26 protein-coding genes are annotated in these 25,185 nt (G+C 55.1%); 1 reads left to right on the top strand and 25 read right to left on the bottom strand.

The window, feature by feature from the left end; genetic code table 11:
* Nucleotides 1-45: 45 nt before the first annotated feature.
* From Thiofri_RS00460 to Thiofri_RS00405, 12 genes are all read right to left on the bottom strand, one after another.
* Entirely contained in the window at nucleotides 46-1,251 is a 1,206-nt protein-coding gene (locus tag Thiofri_RS00460) for an ATP-grasp domain-containing protein (protein ID WP_009149531.1), read from the bottom strand.
* 28 nt (nucleotides 1,252-1,279) lie between these two features.
* On the bottom strand, nucleotides 1,280-1,597 hold the full coding sequence (locus Thiofri_RS00455; protein ID WP_040855993.1) for a sulfotransferase family protein: 318 nt from the start codon (nucleotides 1,595-1,597) through the stop codon (nucleotides 1,280-1,282).
* Complete coding sequence (locus tag Thiofri_RS00450; protein WP_051023884.1) at nucleotides 1,584-1,991, bottom strand: sulfotransferase; 408 nt, start codon at nucleotides 1,989-1,991, stop codon at nucleotides 1,584-1,586. The genes Thiofri_RS00455 and Thiofri_RS00450 overlap by 14 nt, the downstream gene beginning before the upstream one ends.
* Nucleotides 1,992-2,049: 58 nt before the next feature.
* Nucleotides 2,050-2,367 carry a hypothetical protein gene (locus Thiofri_RS00445; protein WP_009149530.1) on the bottom strand — a complete coding sequence of 106 codons (318 nt, stop codon included), beginning with the start codon at nucleotides 2,365-2,367 and terminating at the stop codon, nucleotides 2,050-2,052.
* Between the two features lies 1 nt (nucleotide 2,368).
* Nucleotides 2,369-2,677, bottom strand: a complete 309-nt coding sequence (locus Thiofri_RS00440) for a nucleotidyltransferase family protein (protein WP_009149529.1) — start codon at nucleotides 2,675-2,677, stop codon at nucleotides 2,369-2,371.
* A 91-nt stretch (nucleotides 2,678-2,768) separates the two neighbouring features.
* A complete protein-coding gene (locus Thiofri_RS00435) occupies nucleotides 2,769-3,137 on the bottom strand; it encodes a type II toxin-antitoxin system VapC family toxin (protein WP_009149527.1) in 369 nt (122 codons plus the stop codon).
* Nucleotides 3,134-3,409 (bottom strand): AbrB/MazE/SpoVT family DNA-binding domain-containing protein, encoded by a 276-nt coding sequence (locus Thiofri_RS00430; protein WP_009149526.1) that lies wholly within the window; start codon nucleotides 3,407-3,409, stop codon nucleotides 3,134-3,136. The genes Thiofri_RS00435 and Thiofri_RS00430 overlap by 4 nt, the downstream gene beginning before the upstream one ends.
* A gap of 64 nt (nucleotides 3,410-3,473) precedes the next feature.
* The gene (locus Thiofri_RS00425; protein ID WP_009149525.1) at nucleotides 3,474-3,782 is read right to left on the bottom strand and encodes a nucleotidyltransferase family protein; all 309 of its coding nucleotides are present in this window, start codon (nucleotides 3,780-3,782) and stop codon (nucleotides 3,474-3,476) included.
* A gap of 32 nt (nucleotides 3,783-3,814) precedes the next feature.
* Nucleotides 3,815-4,261, bottom strand: a complete 447-nt coding sequence (locus tag Thiofri_RS00420) for a hypothetical protein (protein ID WP_143741903.1) — start codon at nucleotides 4,259-4,261, stop codon at nucleotides 3,815-3,817.
* Between the two features lie 115 nt (nucleotides 4,262-4,376).
* A complete protein-coding gene (locus Thiofri_RS00415; RefSeq protein WP_009149523.1) occupies nucleotides 4,377-4,859 on the bottom strand; it encodes a hypothetical protein in 483 nt (160 codons plus the stop codon).
* 14 nt (nucleotides 4,860-4,873) lie between these two features.
* Nucleotides 4,874-5,932, bottom strand: coding sequence for a DegT/DnrJ/EryC1/StrS family aminotransferase (locus Thiofri_RS00410; protein WP_407702924.1), 1,059 nt, complete (start codon nucleotides 5,930-5,932; stop codon nucleotides 4,874-4,876).
* Between the two features lie 226 nt (nucleotides 5,933-6,158).
* Complete coding sequence (locus Thiofri_RS00405) at nucleotides 6,159-7,133, bottom strand: sulfotransferase family protein (RefSeq protein ID WP_009149521.1); 975 nt, start codon at nucleotides 7,131-7,133, stop codon at nucleotides 6,159-6,161.
* Between the two features lie 344 nt (nucleotides 7,134-7,477).
* Here Thiofri_RS00405 and Thiofri_RS24620 point away from each other — a divergent pair, with 344 nt between their 5' ends.
* Nucleotides 7,478-7,675 (top strand): transposase, encoded by a 198-nt coding sequence (locus Thiofri_RS24620; protein WP_190275822.1) that lies wholly within the window; start codon nucleotides 7,478-7,480, stop codon nucleotides 7,673-7,675.
* Nucleotides 7,676-7,764: 89 nt separating this feature from the next.
* Here Thiofri_RS24620 and Thiofri_RS00400 read toward each other — a convergent pair whose 3' ends face one another.
* The 13 genes from Thiofri_RS00400 to Thiofri_RS00340 all read right to left on the bottom strand — a co-directional run bounded on the left by Thiofri_RS00400 (nucleotide 7,765) and on the right by Thiofri_RS00340 (nucleotide 25,183).
* Nucleotides 7,765-9,537, bottom strand: a complete 1,773-nt coding sequence (locus Thiofri_RS00400; RefSeq protein ID WP_009149519.1) for a glycosyltransferase — start codon at nucleotides 9,535-9,537, stop codon at nucleotides 7,765-7,767.
* Between the two features lie 114 nt (nucleotides 9,538-9,651).
* On the bottom strand, nucleotides 9,652-10,608 hold the full coding sequence (locus Thiofri_RS00395) for a sulfotransferase domain-containing protein (RefSeq protein WP_143741902.1): 957 nt from the start codon (nucleotides 10,606-10,608) through the stop codon (nucleotides 9,652-9,654).
* Between the two features lie 134 nt (nucleotides 10,609-10,742).
* Nucleotides 10,743-11,600 carry a class I SAM-dependent methyltransferase gene (locus tag Thiofri_RS00390; protein ID WP_009149515.1) on the bottom strand — a complete coding sequence of 286 codons (858 nt, stop codon included), beginning with the start codon at nucleotides 11,598-11,600 and terminating at the stop codon, nucleotides 10,743-10,745.
* Between the two features lie 15 nt (nucleotides 11,601-11,615).
* Complete coding sequence (locus tag Thiofri_RS00385) at nucleotides 11,616-13,832, bottom strand: glycosyltransferase family 2 protein (RefSeq protein WP_009149512.1); 2,217 nt, start codon at nucleotides 13,830-13,832, stop codon at nucleotides 11,616-11,618.
* Nucleotides 13,829-15,430: a beta-1,6-N-acetylglucosaminyltransferase gene (locus tag Thiofri_RS00380; protein ID WP_009149510.1), complete on the bottom strand. Its 1,602-nt coding sequence runs from the start codon at nucleotides 15,428-15,430 to the stop codon at nucleotides 13,829-13,831. The genes Thiofri_RS00385 and Thiofri_RS00380 overlap by 4 nt, the downstream gene beginning before the upstream one ends.
* A 4-nt stretch (nucleotides 15,431-15,434) precedes the next feature.
* Complete coding sequence (locus Thiofri_RS00375; RefSeq protein ID WP_051023882.1) at nucleotides 15,435-16,454, bottom strand: glycosyltransferase family 2 protein; 1,020 nt, start codon at nucleotides 16,452-16,454, stop codon at nucleotides 15,435-15,437.
* 64 nt (nucleotides 16,455-16,518) lie between these two features.
* Nucleotides 16,519-19,128, bottom strand: a complete 2,610-nt coding sequence (locus Thiofri_RS00370; protein WP_009149506.1) for a glycosyltransferase — start codon at nucleotides 19,126-19,128, stop codon at nucleotides 16,519-16,521.
* Entirely contained in the window at nucleotides 19,125-20,210 is a 1,086-nt protein-coding gene (locus tag Thiofri_RS00365; RefSeq protein WP_009149504.1) for a hypothetical protein, read from the bottom strand. Before Thiofri_RS00365 ends, Thiofri_RS00370 begins: the two co-directional genes overlap by 4 nt.
* Nucleotides 20,211-20,217: 7 nt before the next feature.
* On the bottom strand, nucleotides 20,218-21,096 hold the full coding sequence (locus Thiofri_RS00360; protein WP_009149502.1) for a glycosyltransferase family protein: 879 nt from the start codon (nucleotides 21,094-21,096) through the stop codon (nucleotides 20,218-20,220).
* Nucleotides 21,097-21,107: 11 nt separating this feature from the next.
* Complete coding sequence (locus Thiofri_RS00355) at nucleotides 21,108-23,192, bottom strand: capsular polysaccharide biosynthesis protein (RefSeq protein WP_009149501.1); 2,085 nt, start codon at nucleotides 23,190-23,192, stop codon at nucleotides 21,108-21,110.
* Nucleotides 23,193-23,247: 55 nt separating this feature from the next.
* Nucleotides 23,248-23,541, bottom strand: coding sequence for a helix-turn-helix domain-containing protein (locus Thiofri_RS00350; RefSeq protein ID WP_009149499.1), 294 nt, complete (start codon nucleotides 23,539-23,541; stop codon nucleotides 23,248-23,250).
* Complete coding sequence (locus tag Thiofri_RS00345; protein WP_009149498.1) at nucleotides 23,528-23,860, bottom strand: type II toxin-antitoxin system RelE/ParE family toxin; 333 nt, start codon at nucleotides 23,858-23,860, stop codon at nucleotides 23,528-23,530. The genes Thiofri_RS00350 and Thiofri_RS00345 overlap by 14 nt, the downstream gene beginning before the upstream one ends.
* Before the next feature lie 60 nt (nucleotides 23,861-23,920).
* The gene (locus tag Thiofri_RS00340) at nucleotides 23,921-25,183 is read right to left on the bottom strand and encodes a glycosyltransferase (RefSeq protein WP_009149496.1); all 1,263 of its coding nucleotides are present in this window, start codon (nucleotides 25,181-25,183) and stop codon (nucleotides 23,921-23,923) included.
* Between the last annotated feature and the right edge of the window lie 2 nt (nucleotides 25,184-25,185).

The raw sequence follows: 25,185 nt of genomic DNA, 5'->3' as shown, positions 1-25,185 counted from the left end.
TATTAAAGGACTCTTGAATAATTTAATTTAAAAACCAAGCAATTATTACTCAAGGATAACCTTGATATCTTTTTCCATTGCGCTAATCATTTCTTGCATTTCACTATTGCTGGAAAATTGCATAATCATTTCACCCAAAGTGTCGTTTGACCCTGAAAACATTTTTACAGCATCGCCTTTAGTAACATAGATGTCCTGTTCGACAATGCAGCGTCTGGCACGATCTGATAGATAAATCTCTTTAAAGCAGCCGTTTTCGATTGCATGAACCATATAGCTAGACCAATACCCATTTGCCGGTGTTGGTTTCAACGCTGAACAATCGAGCCCCAAAGCCGCATCGACTGTATATTTTATCAAATCGACGCCAGTTGCATACTTGATAACTTCTGGGATTTTACAGCCTCCATTGCGCGGCCCTAACTCCAAGAAATAAAACTCATCTTGATCGGAAAAGACAAAATCAAAATTCAAAGCTCCTTGCTTCATTCCCAACAGATCAAGCAATCGTTGAGTCTCAGTGTGCGCAACTTCTTGAAGTTCAAGTGCATGTGTTGTAGGAAATGTTTGGCCAATTGGAACCAAGCCATTACAAAGAGAATCAAAATTCTCATTTGCCCAGCAGCGAAATGCGAGGCGACCATCTACTATAAAGCCGTCTCCTGCCACTTGATGGCCTTTTTTGATGATTTTTTCTTCAATGACTACCTTTTTTGCACGAGAATAATGTAGTGCGTGATCAAAAGCTTGATCATAAAGCGAAAAATCTTTGACTTCCGTGACTCCTTTGCTTCCAGATGAATCGACAGGCTTTACAAAAATTGGTAATTTCAATCCGGAAGCCCAGTCTTTTGCAATGTTTTTTTCAGTATCCGAGAATGATTTTGAAACAGGAACATTAAACTGATTTTCTTTTAAAAATCGACGAAACAAGTCTTTGCGCTGCAACGTTAGAACAGATTCGTAGGGATTACCGGGCAAACCTAATTTTTCAGCAACATAAGCGGCTGTCGGAGCAGCAGGATCCGAAGCATAAGCTACAATCCCATCTATCCGCTTACTTTTTGCGAGTTGTAATACCACATCCATGTCAGTTGTACTGACATTGAACCATTCATCAGCAATTTTGTGGCCAGGATTATTGGGCAAATAATCACAGGTTATTATATGGTGCCCTTGTTCGCGCGCATATCGAATTGGTGGAACCTGAGTCGGAGCTGCACCAAGAAACAAAATCGTCTTTTTTTTCATTTGATTATTAACCTGTCAAGATAAAGATTTATGTCTTATTCAAATGCGGCACTGGAATCACTAACCCCTCCGGTATCCCCAGAAAATCACAAATCTTCCGCGTCGTTTCTTCTTTCGTGATATCAATCACCAGCAGTTTCTCCGGTGCGTTCATGAAATACTTCTTGATCCGCGCATTGCGATCTTCATAATCCTTGATGCGCACTTCAGGATCATAGAGCTTTTTGAAGTCGATCAGCGGCGGCTCGGCGCCGGTATGAAATTGGGCGACATGCCGCACGGCGTTGTTGTAGGTGTAGCCTGGGTACAGATAGCGGATGTTTTTATTGAAGTCACTTTCCGTCACCCCCCCCCAAGTCACTGATTTTGAATACTTTTTGATGGAAGCGACAAAGCGAGTTAAACCACTCTTCTGAATCCCGCTCGGTCAGGATGAACTTGCTGTCCGGAAACAGCGCATCGCAGACGGCATAGACTTCGCCTTGAGAGAAAGGCATGTCCTGAAAGGCGTCGAATTTGCCAACGAAGTCCTTGAGGGGCGCATAGTTGGTGGCAAAGGTCTGACGGCTCAGGCGAATCTCCTGCCCGGCCTGCCTGGGCAGCTTCAATCCATAGCGCTTCAGAATCGCCGCCATGGTCGTCGTGCCGGTCTTGTTGTAGCCGATGCAAAACAGCTTATTGTAAGCTTTGTGGCTGAGCACCAGCGGTGCGGCGCGTTTTTGGAAGTCGTTGCTGTCCATAGACATCACTGTTGGGCTGGATAAGTGTTCGTTCGTCAAAAGATCAGCGCCTTCTATTTCAAGATAACCGTGCCATCAGCACATGATGCAATTCATGATCCAGTGGCGTGCAATCCAACCATTGCTGACAGAACGCCACCAGGCGAACAGCCGTTTGTACGAGTTCCGGCAATTCCTCATGGATCTGATTGAAATGCGCTGCTGTCGCCGCAGGGTCTAAGTCATAGTCATGCGCGGCATCGTTACGCATTTTTCGTACCCGGTGCCACTGCGCTACCGAGGCAATGACCTGATGTTTTTCAAAAAACACCAGTACATTCAAGAAAGTCGGTGTTGGCTTTGCCAGATACGCGCGTTCCCGAACCAGGGCATCCATCTTAAGGCCCCGCCGCAGGCATGAGATCCTGGGCGCTGGCCAGTGCCAGGTGCTGAAAGGCCGTGCGTGGCCCTTCGGGATCAATCACCACAAGATCCACCGGCAAACCCAGCGCCTGTTCCAGCCGCCAGCCAAGCTCCGCCTTTTGCGCCACGGAAACGGGATGATCGGCTTGCACCAGCAAATCGACATCACCGCCGCGGGCAGCATCGTTCAGGCGCGAACCAAAAACCTGTACGCGCACCCATTGCCCGAGCCACTCATGCGTCAAGCACTCAATGGACTGGCATTGTTCAGCCGTCAAACGCATGAGTAAAGCCACATGAGCTGCTTGTTATGGGATTGATAGCTGAGCACCAGCGGCGCGGCGCGTTTTTGGAAGTCGTTAGCGTCCATAGGCATCACTGATCGCTGAATGATTCTTCGCGGCTCCACACGCGCACGCTGGTGACTTGTCCACTCGACCGCGCGGCTTTGCAAAAGTCACGGTCAAATGTATGCAATTCGATGTCCCCACAGACAGCCAAGTGCAGCGCGTCGGCAAAATCAGCCCCTTGACCATACCATGACAAGGCCTTAGCAACGGATTCCGTATCTTCCAGCTCGGCGGTAATCCGATAACGGGAACGCAGCACCCACTCGGTTTCCAACAGGACGGTGCGCGAGATCCACACCCGATGCTCGCGGAGAAGCCGTTCGGCAAGATCGGCCTGTTGCGGATCATCATCAACGACCAAGCGCACCAGCATGTTGGTATCGAATGCGATCATTGGTTCCGCTGCTCTGCGGCATCCCAGTCGGTGGTGACATCAACCGGGGCGCACAGCTCCTCAGTCGATAAAGGAAACCGATCCTGTTTGAGAAAACCTCGGAGCGATTCCAGCCGTTGTGGTTGATTCGCCGGGTGAATACGAAGGCTGATCCCGGTTGCCGTGGTTTCCAGGATCAACGCACGACCACCTTCCCAATGTAATTGATCGCGGATTGGTTTGGGAATGAAAATTTGTCCATCGTTCGACAAAGTGACGGTCACTGTGGACATCCGTGCCTCCCAATGATTGTTATGGCTGAAGACCATCGGTACCGCGTGTTTTTGGAAGGCGTTGTTAGAACGCCGCCGCGGGCATGAGGTCTTGGGCGCTGGCCAGTGCCAGGTGCTGAAAAGCCGTGCGCGGCCCTTCGGGATCAATCACCGCAAGATCCACCGGCAAACCCAGCGCCTGTTCCATCCGCCAGCCAAGCTCCGCCTTTTGCGCCACGGAAACGGGATGATCGGCTTGCACCAGCAAATCGACATCACCGCCGCAGGCAGCATCGTTCAGGCGCGAACCAAAAACCTGTACGCGCACCCATTGCCCAAGCCACTCATGCGCCAAGCGCTCAATGGATTGGCACTGTTCATTAGTCAAGCGCATGTAGAAAACAACAACATGACCCACCAATCGTCTCAGTAACCACGAAAATCCTCAACCGCATCGCGCCATTTCTGCCGGATGCTGTCCAATTGACTGAACACGACATCGAAGTCAGCACTTTCCCCTGTTCGACCATGCGCCAATTCGTTGCGAGCCTGGAACAAAACCTTGAGTTTCATCAACAGCTTTCTCAACCATGGCTTGCTCTTCTCAGCAACGATCCATTGATCCAGTATCACAGCCATTGCAAGATGGTCATTCGAGCGCTGCGAATCGAGCAATTTCCTAAACCGTGCATGATGCTTTTGTCTATGATGCCGTTGACCGCGCCAACTTAAATCACGCCGAAAGCCGCCTTCACAGGCCTCGAACAACGCCAGCACCGAGAACAGCTCGTGCTGGTCAAGCTTACGCTCGTAATACCCCTGCCACTCGGCTTCCGTCATGCCGAATATGTCATCAAGCGTTGCATCGCTCATGTTCCACCGGCTGCTCGGTTGTCCAAGGTAGGATTTCAAGCTGGCGAGTCCATCCTTGGTTGCCCGATGCCATTGCCAAGCCTGGTCGATGGTCGGAAAAGGCGACATCGCGACCCTAGCCTAGCACAAGCTTGAGCAGGTGTGCCAAACTGTCTTTGGTCAAAAGGAATTGTCCGCCGCGCTCCTGCTCGGGGTAAACAAACCACCGCCATGCCTGAGTGTGGTGCAACGGCGGCGCGTCCTTCTCTCCATTGTCGTCCACATCAGCAATCAGCTTGGCGCGACCACGCGGCCCGATCACACACAGCCTTCCAAGCGCACCAATAATGCGCGCTCCTTTCGGCTGGAAAACCACCTCACTGGTTCCAATACGGACACACAGCCCAGGGGCCTCATAGAAACCAAGGACATCTTCATTGAGCGGCACTTCCAACAGGCGAATGTTGTCCTGCGGAACACCTGCAGCGATCAGTTGCTCTTGCAGTTCAGACAGCAGTTGTGTGAGCTCACCCAACCATTGCTCCCTGCGCGCCGCGCCATCGGGTGGCGGGAATGCGCGTTGCTGGTGTGATTGGATGAGTTGTTCAAGCTCGGTCATGGCGACTCCCCCCGTCAACCACGCGCAAAGTTTCGCACTATCGCGGCGATATTCTCCACATGCTCGACCTCTAAATCTGGATAGATCGGCAGGCAGATGACCTGCTCGGCCTTGGCAAAGGCGATCGGGAGATTTTCGGCACTCGCGCTTGGTAGATCTCTGTAGCTGTTGAAGCTGGCAATCAGCGGGTAGAAATAACGCCGACAAAAGTAGTTATAGCTTTTCAGGTGGTCGTAGAGGTCATCGCGACTTTTGCCGTAGCGCGCTGCATCGACGAAGATGGGGAAATAGGCCTCGTTGTAGTCCAAATCCTCGGCGGGGTGCAGGCAGCTGATGCCGGGAATGTCGCCGAGCAATTCCCGATAGCGCGCGGCCAGGGTGCGGCGGGCGGCCAGCGCGGCGTCGAGGTGCTTGAGTTGCAGCAGCCCGAGGCCGGCCTGGAATTCGTTCATCTTGGCGTTGATGCCGGGGGCGACGACGCGGATTTCGCCGGAGAAACCGAAGTTTTTGAGAAAGTCGATGCGGGTCTTGGTGCGCTGATCGTGGCAGATGATGGCGCCGCCCTCGAAGGTGTTGAAGACCTTGGTGGCATGAAAGCTCAGGATGCTGAGATCACCGTGAGTGAGCACCGAGATGCCCTGCTGACGCACGCCAAAGGCATGGGCGGCGTCGTAGATGAGTGCCAGGCCATAGTGATCGGCGATGGTCTGATAGGCCGCGACCGGTGCCGGGTAGCCATAGACATGCACCGGCAGCAGCGCGGTGGTCTGGGGGGTGATGGCGCTTTCAATGCGTTCCGGGTCGAGCTGGCAGTAGTCCGGCTCGATATCGACGAACACCGGCTTGATGTTGTTCCACCAGAGCGCATGAGTGGTGGCGACGAAGCTGTAGGGGGTAGTGATGACCTCGCCGTTTAAGCGCAGGGCTTGCAGGGCGGTGAGCAGCGCCAGGGTGCCGTTGGCGAACAGGCAAACATAGGGCACGCCCAAGTACTCGGCCAGGGCAGATTCGAGTTGCTGGTGCAGCGGCCCGGCATTGGACAAGCGGCGGCTTTCCCATATCTCGGCAAGCATCGCGGTAGACTCCTCCAGGGGGGGGAGGAAGGGGCGGGTGACGAGGATGGGGGCTTGGGGACGAAAAGGCGTCAGGGACATTTATTTAATTTATTTAATATTTAGGGTGATAAATTTTAATGCGAGCTAAGCTCTTTTATTGCGTATCCTATATCGTCATATTTTTGGAATTCATGACTATACTTATAGCCTTAATTGCGCCCCCAATCTAGGTTAAGAAGCCATATTATCTCTGATATAATTTTGCTTTTGCATGCATATTGCCTACAACACCTTCCGAAGGAGAATAATCAAGCTTTTCTATTTCGCAACGGTGAAAATCATTAATTACCTGCTCTGTAATTAAATCAAGACTCTTAAAATCAGTTTCTATGGGGTACTCCAGATGCTTCATTTCAAAATAACAAATTTTTTCGACTATAGAAATTTCTTCAAAAGATAGTTCCGATGCATATTTTTGACTGTTGTTTTTAATAACTCCTAGAGAAAGATTACTCCATGCTTTTTGCATGTCAGCATTTTCCTTCGTCAATTCATCTTCATGAAATTTAAATACGCTTTCATCAAAAGGCAACCCCAAAAACTTAATAATTTTCTTAACTTCTTCTTTATTGTTTTTGGTTAGGGCTTCATATTTTACAAAGTGAGCCTTATTTTGATTTTTTAGTAAATAATAATTCTTCATGCTCTGCTGCTGATCTTTTTTCCACTGTTTCGCAGCCATTACGATCCCGCCCCTGTGATCGGGATTTTTTTTCCAAGAAAGCGCCATATCTCTTGGATCTCGAACTTGGTATAAATACTTAGACTCAGGGAAATGCACCAATAAGAATGGCAAAAATTCATATACCTGGTTTTCTTTGATGAAAACGTGTTGTTTTCCATTGGCTTTCGCTTCTTCAAGAAATATGTTCTGGAGAAGCGTTTTTATATCTCCCGGGGATGCCAGTTCATGAAGATCATCTATAGAAAACGTTTTCTTCCAGACAGAGAAGCGTACTGACATAAGTTCATTCATATCACAAAGAAGCTCATTCCAATTAGAAGGTTTATTCAGTCTCTCATAACGAAATAAATTTCGAGCAACGGGATTTATAATGTGCTTTGTCGATGGGCTACAAATATTTGAATGGCCATTTAGTAATTTTGAAACAAAGTTGCTTCCTGATCGCTCCGAACACATTAAAAAAAACAATGACATGCTATTTCCTCCAGATCAGCTTAGGGTGAGTGATTATCGTCAAAACGCCAAAAATTTCGCCATGCATTTAACGGCCTTGATCATAAGACGGGGTACCTGAATCGCGCCAGTCAGCGCTGGAGTTAGCTAACCTAACTGTTATTTCGATAGCCACAAAGAATTTATCCGACTGTAAAACTAGGTTTTGGCCTACTTTACGATCAAGGCCCATTTAACTATCGCAAAGCCGAGAAACATTTAATCCTGATTTATTGTCTCCACTGGGGAGGGGTAAAACCCCCGCCTTTAGGCGGAAGCTTTAGCATCTCTTTTTTGGGAGGTTTAAAGGGAAAAGCTCTTACATTTTGTTGCGAGAATTTTCCCAGATTCGAAAACGCTATTGGGGACGTCATGTCTGGGCGCGTGGCTATTTCTGCCGTAGCAGCGGGCAGGTGACGGACGTGATTATCAAAGCGTATATTTCCAACCAGTGCCATGACCACGATGCCAGCTTCTCCGTTGAAGGGGAGGCTTCCCCGGAGGGGGAGCCCCCTTCGACTTAAGCCTGCTTTAGCGGGGACTGGCTCGGCTTTAGCCGAAATCGCCGGCTTTAGCCGTTCCCTGATACCATCGCCTTGAGGCGATGGTCTATTCATTTTTCATGAGGGAAGGCATAAAAAGGTGATTTAACACCCACAAATTCGACAAATTTTTTATAGCTACCCGCTTCAGCCAAATTGAGCACTAAAAGGTCGTTAGAGCGCTCTTTGAAATAATTAATTACATCTTGGTTGTATTTATTATAGTGATCAATTAGAGTTTTTTTGTTGTAAGGGTCTTTATCACTTGTTCCATAAAATTTAACAATATGATAAGCCCATCCTTTTCTATAGTAATTTGCGGTTTTTAAATTCTCAGCAGTAGGAATATTGCCTTCTTTTCCGTAAATCTTAGAATGACGACGAATTAAGCTTTTATACCATTGCTCGGCATCATCACATACCGTTAAAACAAATTTGCTGTTTTTGTAAGCGGCGTCTAAATGTTTAAATGTTTCTGGAAAACTGAACGGTGCATCTTGAAAAACTTGTGCAGAACGGCAGTAAAGTATAATCTCTGAGAAATTTCCCCCATAATAGTGCTGATCAGCTAAAGCTATAGCGGCCCTTTGATCTCCAACAGCAAAGCCTAGTTGGGCAAACGCTTTTTTTAATGCAGTAGTGCCTGTATCATTTCTGCCAATACAAAAGTATTTTCTTTCGATGACGTTACGATAATCGTGGCTATTCAAAATCTCAATGGCTTCATGAACATGCTTTATATAGTGACCGCATCCATCGAAACTATCTAACAACTTGTTTACTGATGTCAAACCTGATTTTGCTCGATTATAAAAATAAAACGCATACTGTGGATACCCCATTTCGTAGTAAAGAATACTCAACCAAGCTTGAACTGAAAAAGAATAAATGGTTCGCAGATTCTTATGCAAAGGCGTCCATGTACTTTCGTTATTTTTTCTAAAAACACTTCCAGGAAAATTTTTGATCTCTATAACTTCTCCTAGCAATGCAGAGGCAGACGCGTGAATTTGGTCGCCAGCCAACACTTTATTTATTACATAATCATATGGCAATTTTTTGTTTCTGAACATTCTTGTTGATGCGCGCGGTAAATCTATTTTTCTTAAAATCACGCGATTTTTATTTTTATAATCAATTTCATATCTTTCAGTCTGAGCGGTTATTCGATCAAGAACCTTAAAGTTTGCTTCTTCATGATCTTCATGCATGAAGATAGTTTGGTGGTAACAAAAAAAAGCATTTGAATTGTTCTCTAAAATAGATACCTGAGATTCTATTTTGTTATCCATAATCCAAAAATCATCTCCATCACAATTTGCAATATATTTTCCTTTAGCAATCTTCAGGCATTCAAGAACTGGCTTTTTACCTTTCGAGTGAATATTTTCTTTTTGTAAGATTGGTCTAATTAAATTCGGATATTTTTGCTGATACTCAAGTATGACATCAGGTGTAGTATCTGTTGACGCATCGTCATGGATAATTATTTCATATGAATATTTTGTTTTTTGGAAAATAAATCCATTAATTGCATCTGCAATATATTTACCATGGTTAAATGCGGTGCATATAATTGTAACCATCAACTCTTCACTATTTTCCCATGATGCCAAAATCTCCTCTTCCTCCGGCAAATTAAACTTTCTTTTCTGGACAATAGTTTGTATTGCTTGATTTGCAGCTTTTCTTTTTAGTTTTTGATTTTTACTAGAAGACGCTATATCTTTTAAAAGCAAAAAAGCCCGATCAAAAAAATGTACCTGAGGAAAACTCTTCAAGCTATCTTCATATAAATTAGATATGAAAGAAACTTGGGTTTTATCTGGAGTAGAAATAGCCATTTTACTTACTCTGCTAAGTACCTCAATAGTATAAATTCATTACTTTATTAATTCACCATATTGATTTATATAGATATTTTATCATGATCTTAATAATTATTTGAGTTGATATACTTAGCACTGCAAATCCGAATAAAATTTTTCTTGGCTTGAAGCGAGTTCTCTGATTTTCTCAGATATCACACTGGGGATTTTATATTTTTTTGTCTGATGTACTGGCTCTTTAGCAGAGTCATACTCATGTGAAATCTCAAGCTCTAAAAATCTTTCCAGCTCTCTCAGAAAATGGCATGGGTCTGCCTTAATTAAATCGAATGGCATGATTTTAACTTGACCACTTGCAAAAACACTCTTCCATCGCGGTATATATTCCGCATAATTTCCTCTATTTTCAATTGCGTCAAAATCAGCCGCCGCCAACCATTCATCAATTGAGCTTGACTCTCCGATACCACGTCGTTCGACATTCATTCGCAGTTGCGATAACGCCCGCTCATATGGATCGCGAATTATATAAATAATTCGCACATTATCGCCAAGCAGCTGCTTAACATAATGAACACCATCTAGTGGGAGTGTGCAATATTCCGGGGTTATGTCCCCGATCACTTTACCTTTAGCGCCCGGTCGATCAAAGGCAGTGCGATACCATTGTTCAGTAAACATCTCCCCTGACGCCAAGCCAGATAGGTATCGAATGTAATCGAAATCCGGCTCTATTCCATGGTTAACATGCCATTTCAACGACCCAAACACAGCCCTACGAATGTGGCCAGTTGTCCAAGAGCGATTTCCTTTGCAGAACAGGTGGTCAAAGTAGTGTAACTCTTTCACTGGCGGCATCCAGATTTCAGGATGTTGCTTAAGTTGCTTATAAAGCCAGCTAGTACCTGCTTTTTGCGCGCCGATACAAAGGAAATGTGGTAAATTTGACATGTTTATATCCATTTCATCTGAGATTTCGTCTGAAGAGGCTAGCGCAACCTGATTGCTCTCAAACGCATGAACTAAACGGGCAGCGTGACGTTGCTTGCGCCTGAGCAACTCGTGAAGCTGGATAGCTACCTGCAATCCCACCTCTATTAAAGAGTACTTCGAGATCGTTCACGATAAATGAACAGCAAAAGCTTTAGGTACCGTGAACATATACCGCCAGATTTTATACAAAGATTACCTGTATTTGCAAAGTAGAGAATAGAAACTGATCATGCTATCAGTTCTTTAACTGCTTTAGCATCGAAGGCACAATTAAACGCCCAACTTTTTTCAACATTAGTGTTTTGCCGAAAGCCTAATATTGACTTCGCTATCGCTTCTCGCTGACGTACATCAGTAAACTTCTGTATCGCTTGAGCTAATAAAAACTCCATGCTTGTCCGTATCGTTTCAAAATTTTTAATAGGGTTGGTTGGAATATTTTTTTTGCACACAAAAAGAACTGAATTATACTCAGTCCAGGATACTAAATGAAAATATTCCTCCATTAGCTCCATGCTCGCAATGACCCAGGGGTTTGTATAATGCAAATAATCTTGTTGTATCAAGACAGAACCCGGCTCCAGTTTAGGGAAAAATGTATTAATGATATGCTCATTGAGTTCATAACTTTTTGCTGCGTCGTTGAATAATATTGAAATTTGCTTTTTCTCATAGGCGGAATCCAATATATCGCCTTTGAAAAATTCGACATATGATGCATGCGAACCAAGCATTTCTTTGACAATTTCTAAAGTGTTTGTCCCATCAAAAGAAATTAAATCATATTTTTCTGTGTATTTAGTTTTGTCCTTCTCCTGCATTTCAAAAAAGTCATAGCTTTTAATCAATGGTGAAGAAGATGGAATTTTTTTTAAACTCAAACCAGAGGCGAGATGCGCAGTAGAGCCACCTAGGAAAGACCCAAGCTCTACGATTTCGCCCCCGTTGTAGATATTAGCTGTCAAATAGGCCAGCATCCTGCACTCTTCCACAGTGAGCATCGTGGGATTCTTGACAAGCGTATGGTTGTAGTTAAAAAATTCTGATCGCCAGCTTTTAGCGCTTAGTTTCTTAATTATATTCATCAGGTGTCCGTCGTATCATTTGTTTTTTTGAGCTGCTAGTGGCAGCCGGCAGCCTTCAACGCTCTTCTCAGAATCCCAAAACCCTCCCCGCTCCATCCCCCAATACCCCTGATACTCCCGCGCCCCATCAAAATGCTGCCCGCGCTCGATCTCAACCCGCACCCGCTCGCGAAAGCCGGCATGGTACTTAAAGTGCAACAAGCGCAACCCCAGATCCCCCACCCGCGCATTGGCCACATCATGCAACCCCTGCGCATAGCGCATCCAGGGCCGATAACGCACCAGCGCGTATTTTTGGGCCGTAAAGGCATTGGGAGCCGCCTCCGGCAGGAGCCGATGACGCAAAGCACTGAGCTGGGTTTCGGCATTGCTGTAATTCCCGCTACCGAGGCGCCAGCGCAGCAGGGGCTGGCGATCATGACAGGGCGCGGCCCGCATCGGCGCTTGGCGACTGAAGTCAGCGTCGGCGAGATCGCCCTGGGGGTACCTATCGATGAGAGGGGTGAGCGCCGCATCCCGGCCTTGGTCATCGAGCGCGGACAGCAGGCGGGTCAGCGGTCGCTCGGGGTAGCCTGGGTAGACCAGGAATTCATCCGCATCCACAAGTAACGTCCATTGCCCCGCACAGAGATTGCCTAAAGCCGCTTGTTGCCACGCGACGCCATACTGGGCGTGCCGATACTCGCCTGGGGCGTGGTAGAGCAGGACATCAGGCTGCACAAGCAGGGTTTCGCGGCTGCCGTCGTCAGAACCATTGTCGATGATGATAAAGCGGTGAATGCCCAGTTGTCGATAGTGGGCGAGAAAATGCGGCAGCAGGGTCGCTTCGTTACGCAGGACGGCGATGACCACCAGCGGCGCATCGGCTAGGTCAGCGAGGCGCTGCGGCGCACTCAGGCGCTCGATGCGGTGCGCGGCCTGGGTCGGCACGCCAGGGGGCCAGAGGGTGGCGCCCTGGTGCCAGCCGCGCCGACGCTCGTGCTCGGCGGGGCTGAGTTGGTCGAGCAAGGCGAGCAGCGGCTCGGCCTCGGGCGGCACCGGCGTGGGCGCGCTGTGCAGCGGGCCAAGCAGGTGATGCAGAAAGGCGATGCTGTCCGCCGCCCCCCAGCGGGCAAAGGCCTGCAGCGGTGCACTGAGGGCGTGCAGGCGTTGCGCGGGCGATGGCTCTGGCGCGCACCAGGCCGCATGCAGCGCCTGCCATTGCGCCTGAGCGGCTTGCAGCGGCGCGTCCAAGGCGGCCGGGTGCGCGACCCAGGCGCGGTCGAGGCGTTCCCAGAAGCTGGGGCAGAGGCCGTAGCAGTGGATGGCGGCCGTGATCAGCGCCTCGCGCTGCGCCGGAGGCGCGTCCTGGGTGGCGCGCAGCAGGAGGATCAGGCTGTCGATCAGGCCCAGGTCGTACAGACGCGAAAAGGCGTCGGTGCCGATGCCGGCGAGCAGCTCGAGGAAGGCCTGTTGCAGCGCGGCCAGACGGCTTGGGTCGGCGGGCTTGGCTGGGTCGGTGACGAGCAGGCGGCCGATGGCGAAGCGGAGGCATTCGGTATTGAGCCAGCCCTGCGCGGGCTGTTGCGCCAGCTGGTCCAGGGCTTGAGCAAGACCGGCCTGGTCGCTCCGCAGGGCCGGCGGCACCAGGGCGAGCGAGCGCTCCCAGGCGCTGGCGGTTGGCTCGGCGGCGCACCAGGCCGGTAGCTCGGCCAGGCTGGCGAGTGCTTGGCCCTCGCCCTGCTGGCACAGCAGGGGGATGATCGAGCGCCAGTAGTCGCGGCGGGCCGTGGCGCTGAGGCCGAGCTGGCGCTCGATGGCGCAGGCTTGAGGGAAGACCGCCGCCTCGGGCTGGTCGAGTAACTGAGCGTTGAGCGCACGCAGGGCGGCCCAGTGCTGCCGGCGCTCGGCGCGGGCCGCCGTGGCGGCGGGCGCTTGGGGCAGACGGCGACCGTTGGCGCGGATCTGGATGGCCGCTTGGGCGTCGGCCGAGGGCGCGGCGGCGGTCAGCGAGGGATCGAGCCGGCAGTAGAAGCCAGCCTGCGCAAAGCGCTCGCCCTCGCGGGCGGCGACATCCAAGCGCTGCGACCATACCGGGGTAAGCGGGTAGCGCCGATGCCCAAGGTGCAGACTAAGACGAATGGGACGCCCGCCCCGATGCAGCACCCAGCCCTCGACATGGGTGGGGGTGAGGCGCTCGACATAGCCCCGGATGGGGTGGAGGGCGCGCAGGCGGCGAAGGAGTTGGCTCATTGCCACAGGAGTGCCGGCGGGCTGGCGGTGACGTCCGCATCGGATGCGCAAGGCACAGTACGGAGAACGATATCGAGCGCCTCCCTGATCTGTTCCGAACCGGGGTTGCGCAAACGAAGAATTTGGCAGAAATGGTCCGTGAGTAGTGTGTCAAGCTCAGCCTGCAAGCACCTTGACTGTTGGGTTTGGCGATAGTGTCGGGCTAGGGCAGGAAATGCTGCCGGAGCATCAATATGCGATGGACTCTGCTCGATCAACAATAAGGTGAGATTTTTTTTCCATCGCAGCATTTTGATGTGTTCAAACATGGTCTCGTCGGCATCGACGAGGAACACCAGGGTTTTCCCCGGCGCCTGGAAGGCGATTTCACCCAGGTAGAGATGCCAGTGGTGATGCGCCAGGGCAACGCTGTCGGCATGATAACCAGCGACAGCGCTGTGCTGGGGGCCGAAGTCGAGCGCCTGGCGATCGAGCAGGTAGCCATAGACAGCCATGTCGGGCCGGTTCATGAATGGCTCGACCAGCGTGCGGCCCAAGGCGCGATCCGCTGCGGCGATGACGAGCATCGGGTTGGGAATCGACTTGATGTAGTCGTAGGGGTTTTCCTGGGTCGAGAGCAGCGCGAACCAGCGCTGCTGTGTGGTGATGCTGTGCAGGCTGAGGCGTTGGCGCAGATTGGCGGCGAGCTGGCCGTCTTCATCGGCCAGAAAGGCGCGATAGGCCTCCGGGGTGGCGGTGGCGATCTGTTGCAATCGCTGACGCAGCGCCTCGGCGCGGGGAGCCATCTTGCGTGCGAAATAGGCTGGCTCGGAGCACAGCTCGGCAAGATCGTCGTCATAGTAGACGCGCGGGACGCCGCGACTGTTGAAGGCGTAGCCGGTCAGGATCTCGGCGCTGCGTTCGCCGGCGGGCACCAGATTACCGACCAGGGTCTGGAAAAACAGCTCGTCGGGCACCCAGGTGCGCCGGTAGAACTTGACCAGCTTGGGATGACGATCGAGCAGGGCGAGCAGGCGCTCAATGGTCGCGGTGCGCAGGCACCACCATTGGGAACCCAGGCGAGGGATGTGGCCCAAGGGCAGGCGGCGGCGGATCTTCAGCGTTCGCTGCCAGGCAATGGATTGATCGAACCACCATTGATGGGTGCGCCAGTTGAACAGGTGGTAGTGCACCCAGCGCTCTTCCTGAAAGCCGCCAGCGACCCAATGCACTTTGGTGGCATCCACCGACTCGATGTAGTCTAGGGGTTGCTCGGCGAGATGCTCGGCCAGCAGCGCCACGGGTTTGATCGGCATGCAGGAGCCGGAGAGCAGCATCATGGCGTCGCAATCGAAGCCTTGCTGGCGGGCGAGCGTCAGACAGTTGAGCGTGGCCTGGACGATGGACCACTCGCCCCAAGTGACCTTGACGCGCTTGGCATGGAATAGGCGCCCGGGGTGGCGCTCGAGTGCCCACTCGCGGCTGTTGGCGTTGAGGTCGTGCGGCGCCGAGGCGTCGTAGTGGACGAAGACATCCGAGCCGGCGGCGAGCAGACTGTCGATGAGCGGACGCAGTTGGGCGGGGGGTTCGTGGGCGAGCAGGACGAAGGCCAGTTTCATGGTGTTACCACTCCCCCAGACCGATCAGGCCCTGGCGCGCGAGGGTCTGCCAGTTGTCGTAGCGTACCGACACACTGGGATCATGGAAGGCGCGTTGTTGCTCGATGGCTTGGGCGTACTTGCGATACTCCGAGGAGTTGTCGTAATGCTGTTGGGCGATGGCTTCTTCCTTGACCTTTTGTTGCAACTGGCTGATGAATTTGAAATGCAGCAGGGCGCCGGTGGTTTTATCGGCCGAGGCGGCTTGATTGAGCCGGCGCGGAATGGCCATGTGCATGGATTCGACATAGGCGAAATGCGCTCGCCAGCGTACCAGGGGGATTTTATTCAGTGCTGGGGCTTTCGCGGGATTGTGAGCATAGAAAGCGCGGCGGCGCACGCCACCCTGGACGAACAGATTGCGATAGCGTTGATCGTAGGATTTGCTATACCCGGTGCCGTCGAAATAGGGGCAGGTCAGCAAGGGGTCGTCGCCCTCGCGATAGGCACTGGCGTTGACGGTCTGATCGCTGTACATGTCGACCATGACGGTGAAAAAGGCGTCTTCGCGGATGCTGGCGAGGTAGTCGGTCAGGTCGCGCAGGGAGCGGCTTTCCTGATGCGGATAGACGATGAATTCATCCGGGTCGCAGGTCAGGCACCAGTGGCCGATGCCGTGGCGCAGCAGCAGATAATTGGCCCAGTACATGCCGAAATTGGAGGCTTTGTAGCTGGCGCGGGTGTGGTAAGTGGTGATGTCGGGCTGATCGGCGACAACGGCGTTGAAGTGATCGGTGGAGTCGTTGTCGACGAACAGGAAGTGGTCGATGCCGAGTGTGCGGTAGTAGTCGATGAAAAACGGCAGGCGATGGGCCTCGTTCTTCATGACGGCAACCAGCAGCAGGTCGTTGGGGCGGACGCGCTGGAGGTGGTTCTGCTTGAGGGTCAGGTCGCGACCGTGGCGCAGAGCCAGGCGGTGCATGCCGGCGACCTCGGACAGCCAGGTGGTTTTTTGGCGGAGGAATTTTCGGATTGATTTATACACAGTAAAACTTGCGATCAGGAGCCTTGCGATATCTTCTGACACGAGTATAGTCCATCGCCCAGAGCTAGGCTAATCTGTCGTTCCGATAAATCGTAAACGCTTGATTGATGCGCTGCGGTTGATCGGCCAGCGCCAGCGGCCAGAGGGCGCCGGGGTGTTGGAGCGCGCGCAGGCGGCGCGCAATGGCGCCCAGATCGAAGGCAAACACCGGATAGCCGCCACGCAGAGCGAGCGAGAGGGTGTAGCTGTAGGTTTCCGGCCAAGTGTAAGGGAACCAGGCCACATGCGGGTCAAGCGCTTGCAACCGGGTTGTGGCTTCCTCGTCCAGATAGCGGCCGGTGATGCGCACGCCCGCTTTGGTGAGTGGCTCGTTGCGAATGCTGTAGCCCAGCAGATGAAACGCCAGCGGTAGCCGGCGCTGTTGGGCATCGCGCGCGCAGGCGAGCAGCACCTCATAGCCCTTGAGCTTGCCGATGGCGCCGATGACGACGATGCGCAAGGGTTCGTCGTTCTCAATGCGGGGTTCGCGGGCTTTGATCTCTGTCGGCGCAAGCGGCTCATGCGGCAGAATCTCAATGCGCACATCCTGGTAGTAACGCTTGAGGCGTTCGGCGACATCTTCATCCGGCACCCAGACGCGCTCGGCAGCCTGGAGCACCTGATGATGTAAGGCGCGCCAGGCTTGGATGTTGGTGGCGCCAAAGTCGTTGCCGTCGCGCGCCAGGCAGGCGTTGCAGCCTTGCGCCTCGGGCTCTCCACAGTAACGGCCATGCCGGTCGGCGAGGTTGACCCGCGGGCAGATGACCTTGTAGTCATGGATATCGACTTCCAGCGAGGCATCGAGCGCGCGCGCCAGGGCGAGGATGTGGGCGGCGGCATCGGCGGTGAAGTCGATGAGTCCGTGGCTGTGGATACGGCAAATGCGCAGTGGGCGCAGTTGCTCGGCCAGGTCGTCGGTCTCGGCCAGCGATAGGCTGGGCAGGTTGAGCAGTTGCCGGCAGTTGGGCTGGGCCAATCGCACATGGGTCGCTCGGGCGCGATCCGGGCGCAGATAATAGACCCCGAAGCCTTGCGCTTGCAGCGCCTTGGTGTCTTCGCTCACATGGCGCTCGGCGCCGCCGCCGCGGTTGTGGCAGACGATGAGCACATTCTCAGCGCGCGCCTGGGCGGCGAGGCGTTCCCTATCGAGCCGTCGGCGCGCCTGGGCGAGTGGATCGCGGCGGATGAAGCTGTCGACCTGGTCACGATAGTTCGGGTAGCGGCGTGCCACGCGCTTCATGGCGTCATTGAGCAGCCGGCCTTTCTCGCCCTGGAAGGAGGCCGCGCCGATGTGGCGCACGAAGGTGTCGGCGGTGATGAGGTTCACCCAGCCGGCGCGCAGAGCGCGCTGGCAGAAGTCGTTTTCCTCGCCATAGCCGCGACCGAAGGTTTTTTCGTCGAAGTGGCCGATAGCGCTCAGGGCCTCGCGGCGCAGATAGAGGCAAAAGCCAACGCCCGTTGGGGTTTCGCAGACCTGTCCGGCATTGACCCGCGCGGTCAGCGCGTCGAGATGCGCGTAGCTGATCTCCAGCGGATAGGGGGTGTCGTGCAGAAAGCGCGGGTAGCTGCAAATGGTGGCGTTGTTCGACAGCGGGGTGACCGAGGCGATGCGCGGGCGGGAATAGGCCGCCGCGTGCAGACGATCGAGCCAGTGGTCGTAGACCTCGGTGTCGGCATTGAGCAGTACCACGTCACGGTCAGGATGCAGGGCCAGGCCGGCATTGGCGGTGGCGACAAAGCCGCGATTGGCGGGCTGGCGCTGGTAGCGGAACAGTCCTTTGGCGGCGAGCGCTTCGAGCTCCACGCTGAGGTCGGGCTCTGGGCTGGCGTCGTCGATGATGCTGAGGTCGAAGGCCAGGTTGGTACGCGCCTGGAGCACCGAGCGGATGCAACGCAGGGTCAGCTCGTTATCGCGATACACCGGAATGACGACATCAACAGTGGCGCCATCCTCTGCGGCCACGGGCTTGAGGTGCGCCCAGGCATCCGGCGTGGGTGCTTGCGGCGGCTGATCGGCTGCCGCGTCTGCGTGCAGATCCCGCGTCGGCCGCTCGCTGAAGCGCCCCCAATGCAGGTAGTGCAGCAGCGGATTGAGCCGCGCCTCGCGGACCTCAGGATTGGTGCGCAGATAATAGGCACCGTCAAACTGCGGATTGGGTGAACGCCCTTGCAGTCCGCCCCAGTTGAGATAATGGCGCAGTGGTTCGTGCTGGGAACGCGCGATATCCTTGTTATGACTGAGATAGTAGCGCAGATCGAACCAGGAACTCGGTGAGATCAGCCGATAGCGCCCAACATGATAATAATGCAGCAGGGCATTGACCTGCGGCAGGCGACCGGTGGCGCGGGCGCGATAGTAGCCAGGGTCAAACAGCGGCAGCGGCCAGCGGTTTTCGGCATCGCCATAGGCGGCGTAGTGGCGCAGCGGCGGAATGCCGGAGTCCTGAACATCCGGGTTGGTATCGAGATACCAGGTGCGATCAAACAGTTGGGTCTTTTTCAGCAGATGAATCAGCACACTGCGATAGCGCTGGCGCAGCGGATGGGTGATGGCGAGCGCGCGCAGCAGCCACAGACCGGCGAGCAACAGCTCACCTTGCCGGGCTTTCAGGCGGTGTTTAAAGAGGATTTTCACGCCGACACATCCGCGCGAGCGCGCAACTCCCGCACTTCAGCATCAAGCCGGAAGATGGCTTCCATCGCCACGACGCACAGGTGTTCCAATTCTTGCGCATTAAGCTTTGGGACATTGAGTTTGGCAAGTGGGCGTTGTTGATAGACGTCCGCTTGCCACCAGCGCGGATCGGCCAGCAAGTGCTCGCGCTGATCAGGGGAGACCAATTGGGCGAGTTGCTGGTTGTCTTCATGAAAACACTCCACCAGCTCGGTAGCAAAACCTGGCCCGATGATCCACGGTGTGCCCTGTGCTTGCAGATGAAGCTGGCGCGCCAGCACAAAATCCATGGCTGAATCGTGCGGGCCAGGGCGCAACTGCCGATGGCGCTGATAGAGCCGCAGCACAATGGCCGGCAGGCCTTGATTAATGCGCGGGCGTTGCTCCAACGCATAGCCCAGATAGGCCATGGCATCAGCAACGATGTCATCATCCAGCAAACGCACAGTCAGGCTGCTGACCCAGGGTTTATCCGCCCAGTGTCGCAGCAGGCGATGCCATTGCACGCTTTGGCGCATGCGGTTAATCCATGGGCGCGGTTGCAGCCGTGTCCAGGCGCCCCATTGCCACCAAGCGGAATTGAGCCATTCAATCTGGGGTCGCACATAGGCCAGAAGATGCACCTCGAACGCCGGATCGGCCAGCAGCCAGTCATCGGCAAACAGATGCGCCTTGGGGCCCCAGCTCTCGGACGAAAAAATCAGCCATTCATAATCTTGCCCAAGGCGCTTGAGCGTGGCGCGGGCGTTGCGCTGCTGCTGAGGACTTATTGCCCTCACATCCTCGGCGCGCGCCGAAGCCGCATAACCATAGGGGGAGGTGCGGGCATGTTGCAGCAGGGAGTCGCCCCATAGCAGCTCTCCATCCTTCTTCAGGACGAGATAGGCGCAACGCTCTCCGGTCAAGCCTTCAAAGGCTGGGGCACTCAGGAACGTTTGCAGGGCGCTCGAGCCGCATTTTGGCATGCCCAAATGCAGGAGAATTTTGATGGGTGCTGGCTTTTGACTGCCAGACGAGCGGGAGCGAAACAAGCGTGTGAACACGATGATCTCAGGAGCGCTGGGCAAGCCCGAGGATGGCGTCAACCCACCGCTCAGCAATCATCGGGATCAGCAAGCCATCCTGATTCGACTGGATCAGCTCGTCGCAGACCGAACCGGCGGCATAGATGCCAATCGCCCCCGCACGGGTGATGTCGAAGAACTTGGTGCAGGAACGCGCCCGATTAAACGGATTGTCCAGCAACGGCGCCAAGCCGATGTGGCGGCCGGGGGTGGCGAGAAAGCACTGGTAAGTAGGCCAGGACATGGGGTGAACGACGGTGGTGCGTGGCAGGCGACGGTAGCGGCGGTTGACCTTAGCGGTGCCAATGATCTCGAAGCTCAGGCGCGGTTCGGCGTCCAGCGCGGTTTGCATCACCGGATAGAGCCAGTCGATCTCAGCCTGATGGGAGGCGCTGCCGTGGTAGAAAACGCGAATGTTACCACCAACGGCGGAGTCAGGCGCAGGCAGTGGCGCGGGCAGGAGGCGTTCTGGGTTCCAGTGAGCATATTTGGCTTGCAGGTAGGGGGTCGAGACCCACAGCCTGGCCTTGTGTCGCTGTAACCAGTGCTGACGCCAGGTCGCGAGCCGGGCCAGTTTCAGCCGGTAGCGCCAGGGGGTGCCTTTTGCCGCAGCGAGATCAAAGAGGTCGTCATCCATGAAATAGATCAGTTCGCCGAGGCGCGCGCGATGGCGCTCAATCAGCCGCGCCCAGGCAGGTGGAACATAGCGAACCAAGACGACTGTCGCGCCGATCAGGTCAGTTGGATCGGGCAAAGGTTGACCAAACTGGTGGCACTGAATGGGCCGCCCGTCGGCTGGCAGCGCCGGACGCACAAAGTAATCCGTTGACGGATTGGGGCGTTCTTCGATCAGGTGAACGAACATCGGCACCAGCGTTAAGCGCCGCCGCGCACAGTTTTGATCAACACCAACAGCTTGCGCCCCTGCCGCGACCACCAGCCGTCCTTGAGGCGGCTGAGTTGCCCACTGGCGGCCCAGCGCTCCCGCTCGGTCGCCAATTGTGCCAGCACCGCCTCGCAGCTGGTGAAACCATGCAGCGTCCAATCCCAATAAAAGGCATAGTGCAGCATCACCCCGGCGACGAGTTCATCCAACATCAAGCGTCGGGCGCGGCGCGGGATGGGCCGTTGATCCTCAGTCAAACCCCAGCCGGCGTAAAAAGGACGACCGTAGACCCTGACCGGCTTAGCGCGCAGCAGCGCCTCGAAGCCAGTCAGCGAGGTCAGCGTATGCACGGCATCGGCGGCATTCAGACAGGCGACCGGACTGGCGTGTGGTTCGACCCAGTCAGCATACTGGCGCGCGGCTTCCAGCAACACGCGGCCACGGCGATTGCCGGAGAGCACATCCGGATGGGGTTTGTAGACGATGAAGGCCTCCGGCTGCGCGGCGCGCACGCTTTCGAGTAAGTCCAGATTGGTGCGCACCTGCTCGCAACCGTAGCGGATCGAGGCGTCGTCCTCGACCTGCCCCGGCGCCAGGATAATCGGGCGTCCATCCGCCGGCCAGTGGAGCTGGCCCGGTGGTTCCAAATTGTACTTGGTCAGGCCCTGGTTGACGATGGTCTGACGAATCCGCGCGGCGCGTTGGCAATCATCGGCGGTGAACTGGGCGGTATTGAGCAGGGTTTCCAGATCCGAGGGGCCGCGCGGGTCGAAATACAGCCCTTGGCGGTCGAGCACCAGCGAGCGCGGGCGGATCAGATCGGAGCCCAGCCCGACGGAGCGGTAAAAGCCGTCTTCAAGGCGCTGGATGGGCAGAGACTGACGCTTGGCGAATTCGGGGAGTCCCGCCGGAGCGTCGCGCCCCCAGTGGACGAGACCGTCGCCCGGTTGGACATCCTGCTTGGCCAGTGCCGGCACTTGGCGGACAAAGCGCACGCCCTCGGGCGCCATGGCCAGGATGGGCTTCAGATGCGCGGCCTTCCAACGGCGCATACCGACGGCGATGACGCGCCGGGGCAGGCGGGCGACGCCTTGGCGCTGGAGCAACAGCCAGTCGATGACATCGAACAGGGTACCACGCTCATGGGTGGCGGGGTTGAGGTAGCGGCTGTAATGCAGGTAGGCGGCGGCGAAGAGTTCCAGCACACTGCGCTGGCGGGTGCGGCGGGGAAAGGCTGGCTGACGGTCGTCGGTCACGCCCCAGCCGGCATACCAGGGTTGACCGAAGACGGTCACCGGCTTGCGGGCCAGGAGTGCCTCGAAGCCCAGGGTGGAGGAAACCACATACACCTGATCCATGGCCGCGATCAGGGCGTGCGGATTGCAGGGTTCGCGCAGCAGCTGGGTGTGGGCATCATCTTGGAGATGACTAAGATAGCCGCGCTTGCGCCCGGAGCTGACCTCGGGGTGGGTTTTGATGTAAAGCCTGGCCTGGGGATGTTCCGCGCGCGCGGCAGCGACCATGGCGGCGAAGGTGCTGGCATCGGCACCGCCGAGCTGGACGCTCATGTCACCGGCGGTTTGATCGACCACCAAGATGCGTGGCCCTGAATCTTCAGGGGTGAAGGTGGCCTGCGCCTGATTGTATTTGCTGAGGCGGTGAGTCAGCAGTAATTCACGCGCGGTGCTGGCCTGCTCACCGATGCCAGCGGCCAACACATCGGTCTCCGAAGCCAGCAGGGTTTCGAGCGCCGATGGGCGGGTGCTGTTGTAGTAGATGCCTTGATCATCCACCACCAGCGCCAGCGGCGGGAAACGCTCGCCGGTGCCATGTGAGCGGACAAAGCCGTCTTCGAGTGCCAGATAGGGCAGCCCATGGCGGGCGGCATAGCGGCGCGCGCGCGCGGTGTTTGGCTTAGCACCCCAGCCGGCGATGGCATCGACGGGCTTGGGAAATCCGCGCCAGCTATGGGCGACCAGCTCGGCACCCATAAGTTGGGCGAGGCCGGGGATGCGCCGCATACCGGCGGAAAAGAGACCAATACGGATGGAGGAAGATTCTTGGGAAATAATCAACGGAAAGCTTTCTCCGGAGCACCCGGCTTGATGGAATTGGGCCGGTTAACCCCTTTTATTCTGAACTGACCTGCAGATGCAAGTGCTTACCACAGGCCTGGACATAACGGCGCAAGGTCGCAATAGACGGAGAGTGCTTGCCCGTCGTAAGAGATTTTTCCAGCCGTGCCACCGCTGGTGCCTGGGTTCCCATACGCGCGGCGAGTTCGGCTTGGGTCAGGCCAGCCTCTTGCCGCGCCTTGAGCAAGGCGTCGAGCAATTCGTCTTCCTCCCTTTCGATGCGGTCAACCTCAGCCTTCACGCTAGGGCGGGCCATTAGGAACTTGATCACATCGTCATGCGTTTTCATGTTTCACCTCTTTCAAGCGGCTTATTGCGGTGTCCAACTCTTGCCGAGGTATACGATCAGTCTTCTTCACAAAACTGTGTAGCATTACGATTCGCCGTCTCACCTGCGTGCAATAAAAGACACGGGCGATTCCTTCTGCTCCTTTCAGCCGAAGTTCGAACAAACCGTTTTTCATCGATTTGGTATGCGGCTCCCCAAGATTTGGGCCAATCGCCAGCATCCGACGAGTGAGAACGACATACCGCGCAGCCAGCGTATCGGGCAAAGCCAGGATTTCATCTTGAACTGCATCGCTGTAATAACAGATATCGTATTCCATCGTACAAATAATAACAAATATGTTAATGCAGATTCGACGCACGAAGAGCCACTGCCGCTGTTACCGGCGGCAAAAAAATCGCTCAAGATGATCGCAGGCGATGCGCGCACCTTGTTCAGCGGCGAGCAGCGGGGCGAGCTGTTGCAATCGCGCGTGCAGGGCGGTGTCGGCGAGCGTTTCCTGGATCGCTTGGCTTAAGTCGGGCGCGCGGTAGTGCCGGCGGGGCAGCACCCGCGCCCAGCCGCGGCTTTGGGTGCGGTGGCTATTGTCAAATTGGTCGTCGGCCTGCGGAACCAAGAGCGACGGTTGGGCGCAGCGCAAGGCCCAGCCGATGGTGCCGATGCCGCCGGAGTGGACCACCGCCCGTACGAGCGGGAAAAGTGTTGAGTAGGGTAGATAGGGGGCTAGATGAACGTCCGGGGCCGAGGGCACTTGGGCATGAAAGCGGGTAGCGGCGATGATCAGCGCACGCGCTTCGAGTGCGCGACTGGCGTTTAGGCTTTCCTGGAAGTAATCACCAGGGTTGGCGCGGGCGTTGCCGCCGAGCGCGAAGAGGATGGGTGGGCTGCCGCTGCGGATGAAGTCGAGTGCGCGTTGGAGTTGTCGCCCGTGGCCGAGAAAATCGGCTTCCAGCCAGGTGATGCCGGTGACCAGGGTATTGGGCGGAATCGACGGAGTGTGAGAGAGAAAGCGCGGAGACGTCAATAGCAGGTTCAGCTCGCGGGAGAACAGGCCTTCAAAGCGCGGGTGGCCTAAGTGGGTTAGCCCCAGACGGGCTTGTTCTTGCCGCAGTGGGCCGCTGAGCAGTCGGCTGGAGCCGTGCACCAGGGCCTGGCTGAGGGCATGCGCCCAGGGGTGTGCGGCGCATGCGCGCTGGAAGCCATGCAACAGTGGGAACAGGCAGGGATTGTCCCGCGAGACCAGCCCCATTGGCGAGACGGCACAATAGACCCAGGGGCGGCGAAGATGGCCCGCCACCAGTGGGCCGGACAGTGCAAGCTGATTACCGATGACCAAGTCTACGCTGGCGCTGTGTTGAATGAGGGTATCCAACTCATAGCGAAGGGTGCTTGCGCTTCCGCCAAAGGCGTCGTTCGATATCCAGGACAGGGCCCGCAAGGGGCGTTTGGAAGCGGCGGCGGTCGGATCCTGCTGCCCGTCAATCGGCAGAACCTTCAGCCCCAGCGCGCGAGCGGCCTGAAGATGGCCGGACTGCGTCGCCAGCAGCACCTCATGACCGCGTTCTTGCAGTGCTTGCGCGACCGCATACAGTGGGATGATGTCGCCGAAGGAGCCCTTGGCGATGACGAGCGCACGCCCCAAGG

The sequence above is a fragment of the Thiorhodovibrio frisius genome, from assembly GCF_033954835.1.
Classification (GTDB): domain Bacteria; phylum Pseudomonadota; class Gammaproteobacteria; order Chromatiales; family Chromatiaceae; genus Thiorhodovibrio; species Thiorhodovibrio frisius.
This window is presented reverse-complemented; position numbering and strand designations above follow the sequence as displayed.

What these genes read in the sequence shown, in the direction of transcription:
- Thiofri_RS00430 (WP_009149526.1), bottom strand. Translation starts at nt 3,409, where the DNA reads ATGTCCACAGTGACCGTCACTTTGTCGAACGATGGACAAATTTTCATT.
- Thiofri_RS00460 (WP_009149531.1), bottom strand. Translation starts at nt 1,251, where the DNA reads ATGAAAAAAAAGACGATTTTGTTTCTTGGTGCAGCTCCGACTCAGGTT.
- Thiofri_RS00350 (WP_009149499.1), bottom strand. Translation starts at nt 23,541, where the DNA reads ATGAAAACGCATGACGATGTGATCAAGTTCCTAATGGCCCGCCCTAGC.
- Thiofri_RS00440 (WP_009149529.1), bottom strand. Translation starts at nt 2,677, where the DNA reads ATGCGTTTGACGGCTGAACAATGCCAGTCCATTGAGTGCTTGACGCAT.
- Thiofri_RS00445 (WP_009149530.1), bottom strand. Translation starts at nt 2,367, where the DNA reads ATGGATGCCCTGGTTCGGGAACGCGCGTATCTGGCAAAGCCAACACCG.
- Thiofri_RS00400 (WP_009149519.1), bottom strand. Translation starts at nt 9,537, where the DNA reads ATGGCTATTTCTACTCCAGATAAAACCCAAGTTTCTTTCATATCTAAT.
- Thiofri_RS00420 (WP_143741903.1), bottom strand. Translation starts at nt 4,261, where the DNA reads ATGAGCGATGCAACGCTTGATGACATATTCGGCATGACGGAAGCCGAG.
- Thiofri_RS00390 (WP_009149515.1), bottom strand. Translation starts at nt 11,600, where the DNA reads ATGAATATAATTAAGAAACTAAGCGCTAAAAGCTGGCGATCAGAATTT.
- Thiofri_RS00345 (WP_009149498.1), bottom strand. Translation starts at nt 23,860, where the DNA reads ATGGAATACGATATCTGTTATTACAGCGATGCAGTTCAAGATGAAATC.
- Thiofri_RS00380 (WP_009149510.1), bottom strand. Translation starts at nt 15,430, where the DNA reads ATGAAACTGGCCTTCGTCCTGCTCGCCCACGAACCCCCCGCCCAACTG.
- Thiofri_RS00360 (WP_009149502.1), bottom strand. Translation starts at nt 21,096, where the DNA reads ATGTTCGTTCACCTGATCGAAGAACGCCCCAATCCGTCAACGGATTAC.
- Thiofri_RS00425 (WP_009149525.1), bottom strand. Translation starts at nt 3,782, where the DNA reads ATGCGCTTGACTAATGAACAGTGCCAATCCATTGAGCGCTTGGCGCAT.
- Thiofri_RS00410 (WP_407702924.1), bottom strand. Translation starts at nt 5,932, where the DNA reads ATGCTTGCCGAGATATGGGAAAGCCGCCGCTTGTCCAATGCCGGGCCG.
- Thiofri_RS00435 (WP_009149527.1), bottom strand. Translation starts at nt 3,137, where the DNA reads ATGATCGCATTCGATACCAACATGCTGGTGCGCTTGGTCGTTGATGAT.
- Thiofri_RS00415 (WP_009149523.1), bottom strand. Translation starts at nt 4,859, where the DNA reads ATGACCGAGCTTGAACAACTCATCCAATCACACCAGCAACGCGCATTC.
- Thiofri_RS00385 (WP_009149512.1), bottom strand. Translation starts at nt 13,832, where the DNA reads ATGAGCCAACTCCTTCGCCGCCTGCGCGCCCTCCACCCCATCCGGGGC.
- Thiofri_RS00450 (WP_051023884.1), bottom strand. Translation starts at nt 1,991, where the DNA reads ATGGACAGCAACGACTTCCAAAAACGCGCCGCACCGCTGGTGCTCAGC.
- Thiofri_RS00405 (WP_009149521.1), bottom strand. Translation starts at nt 7,133, where the DNA reads ATGTCATTGTTTTTTTTAATGTGTTCGGAGCGATCAGGAAGCAACTTT.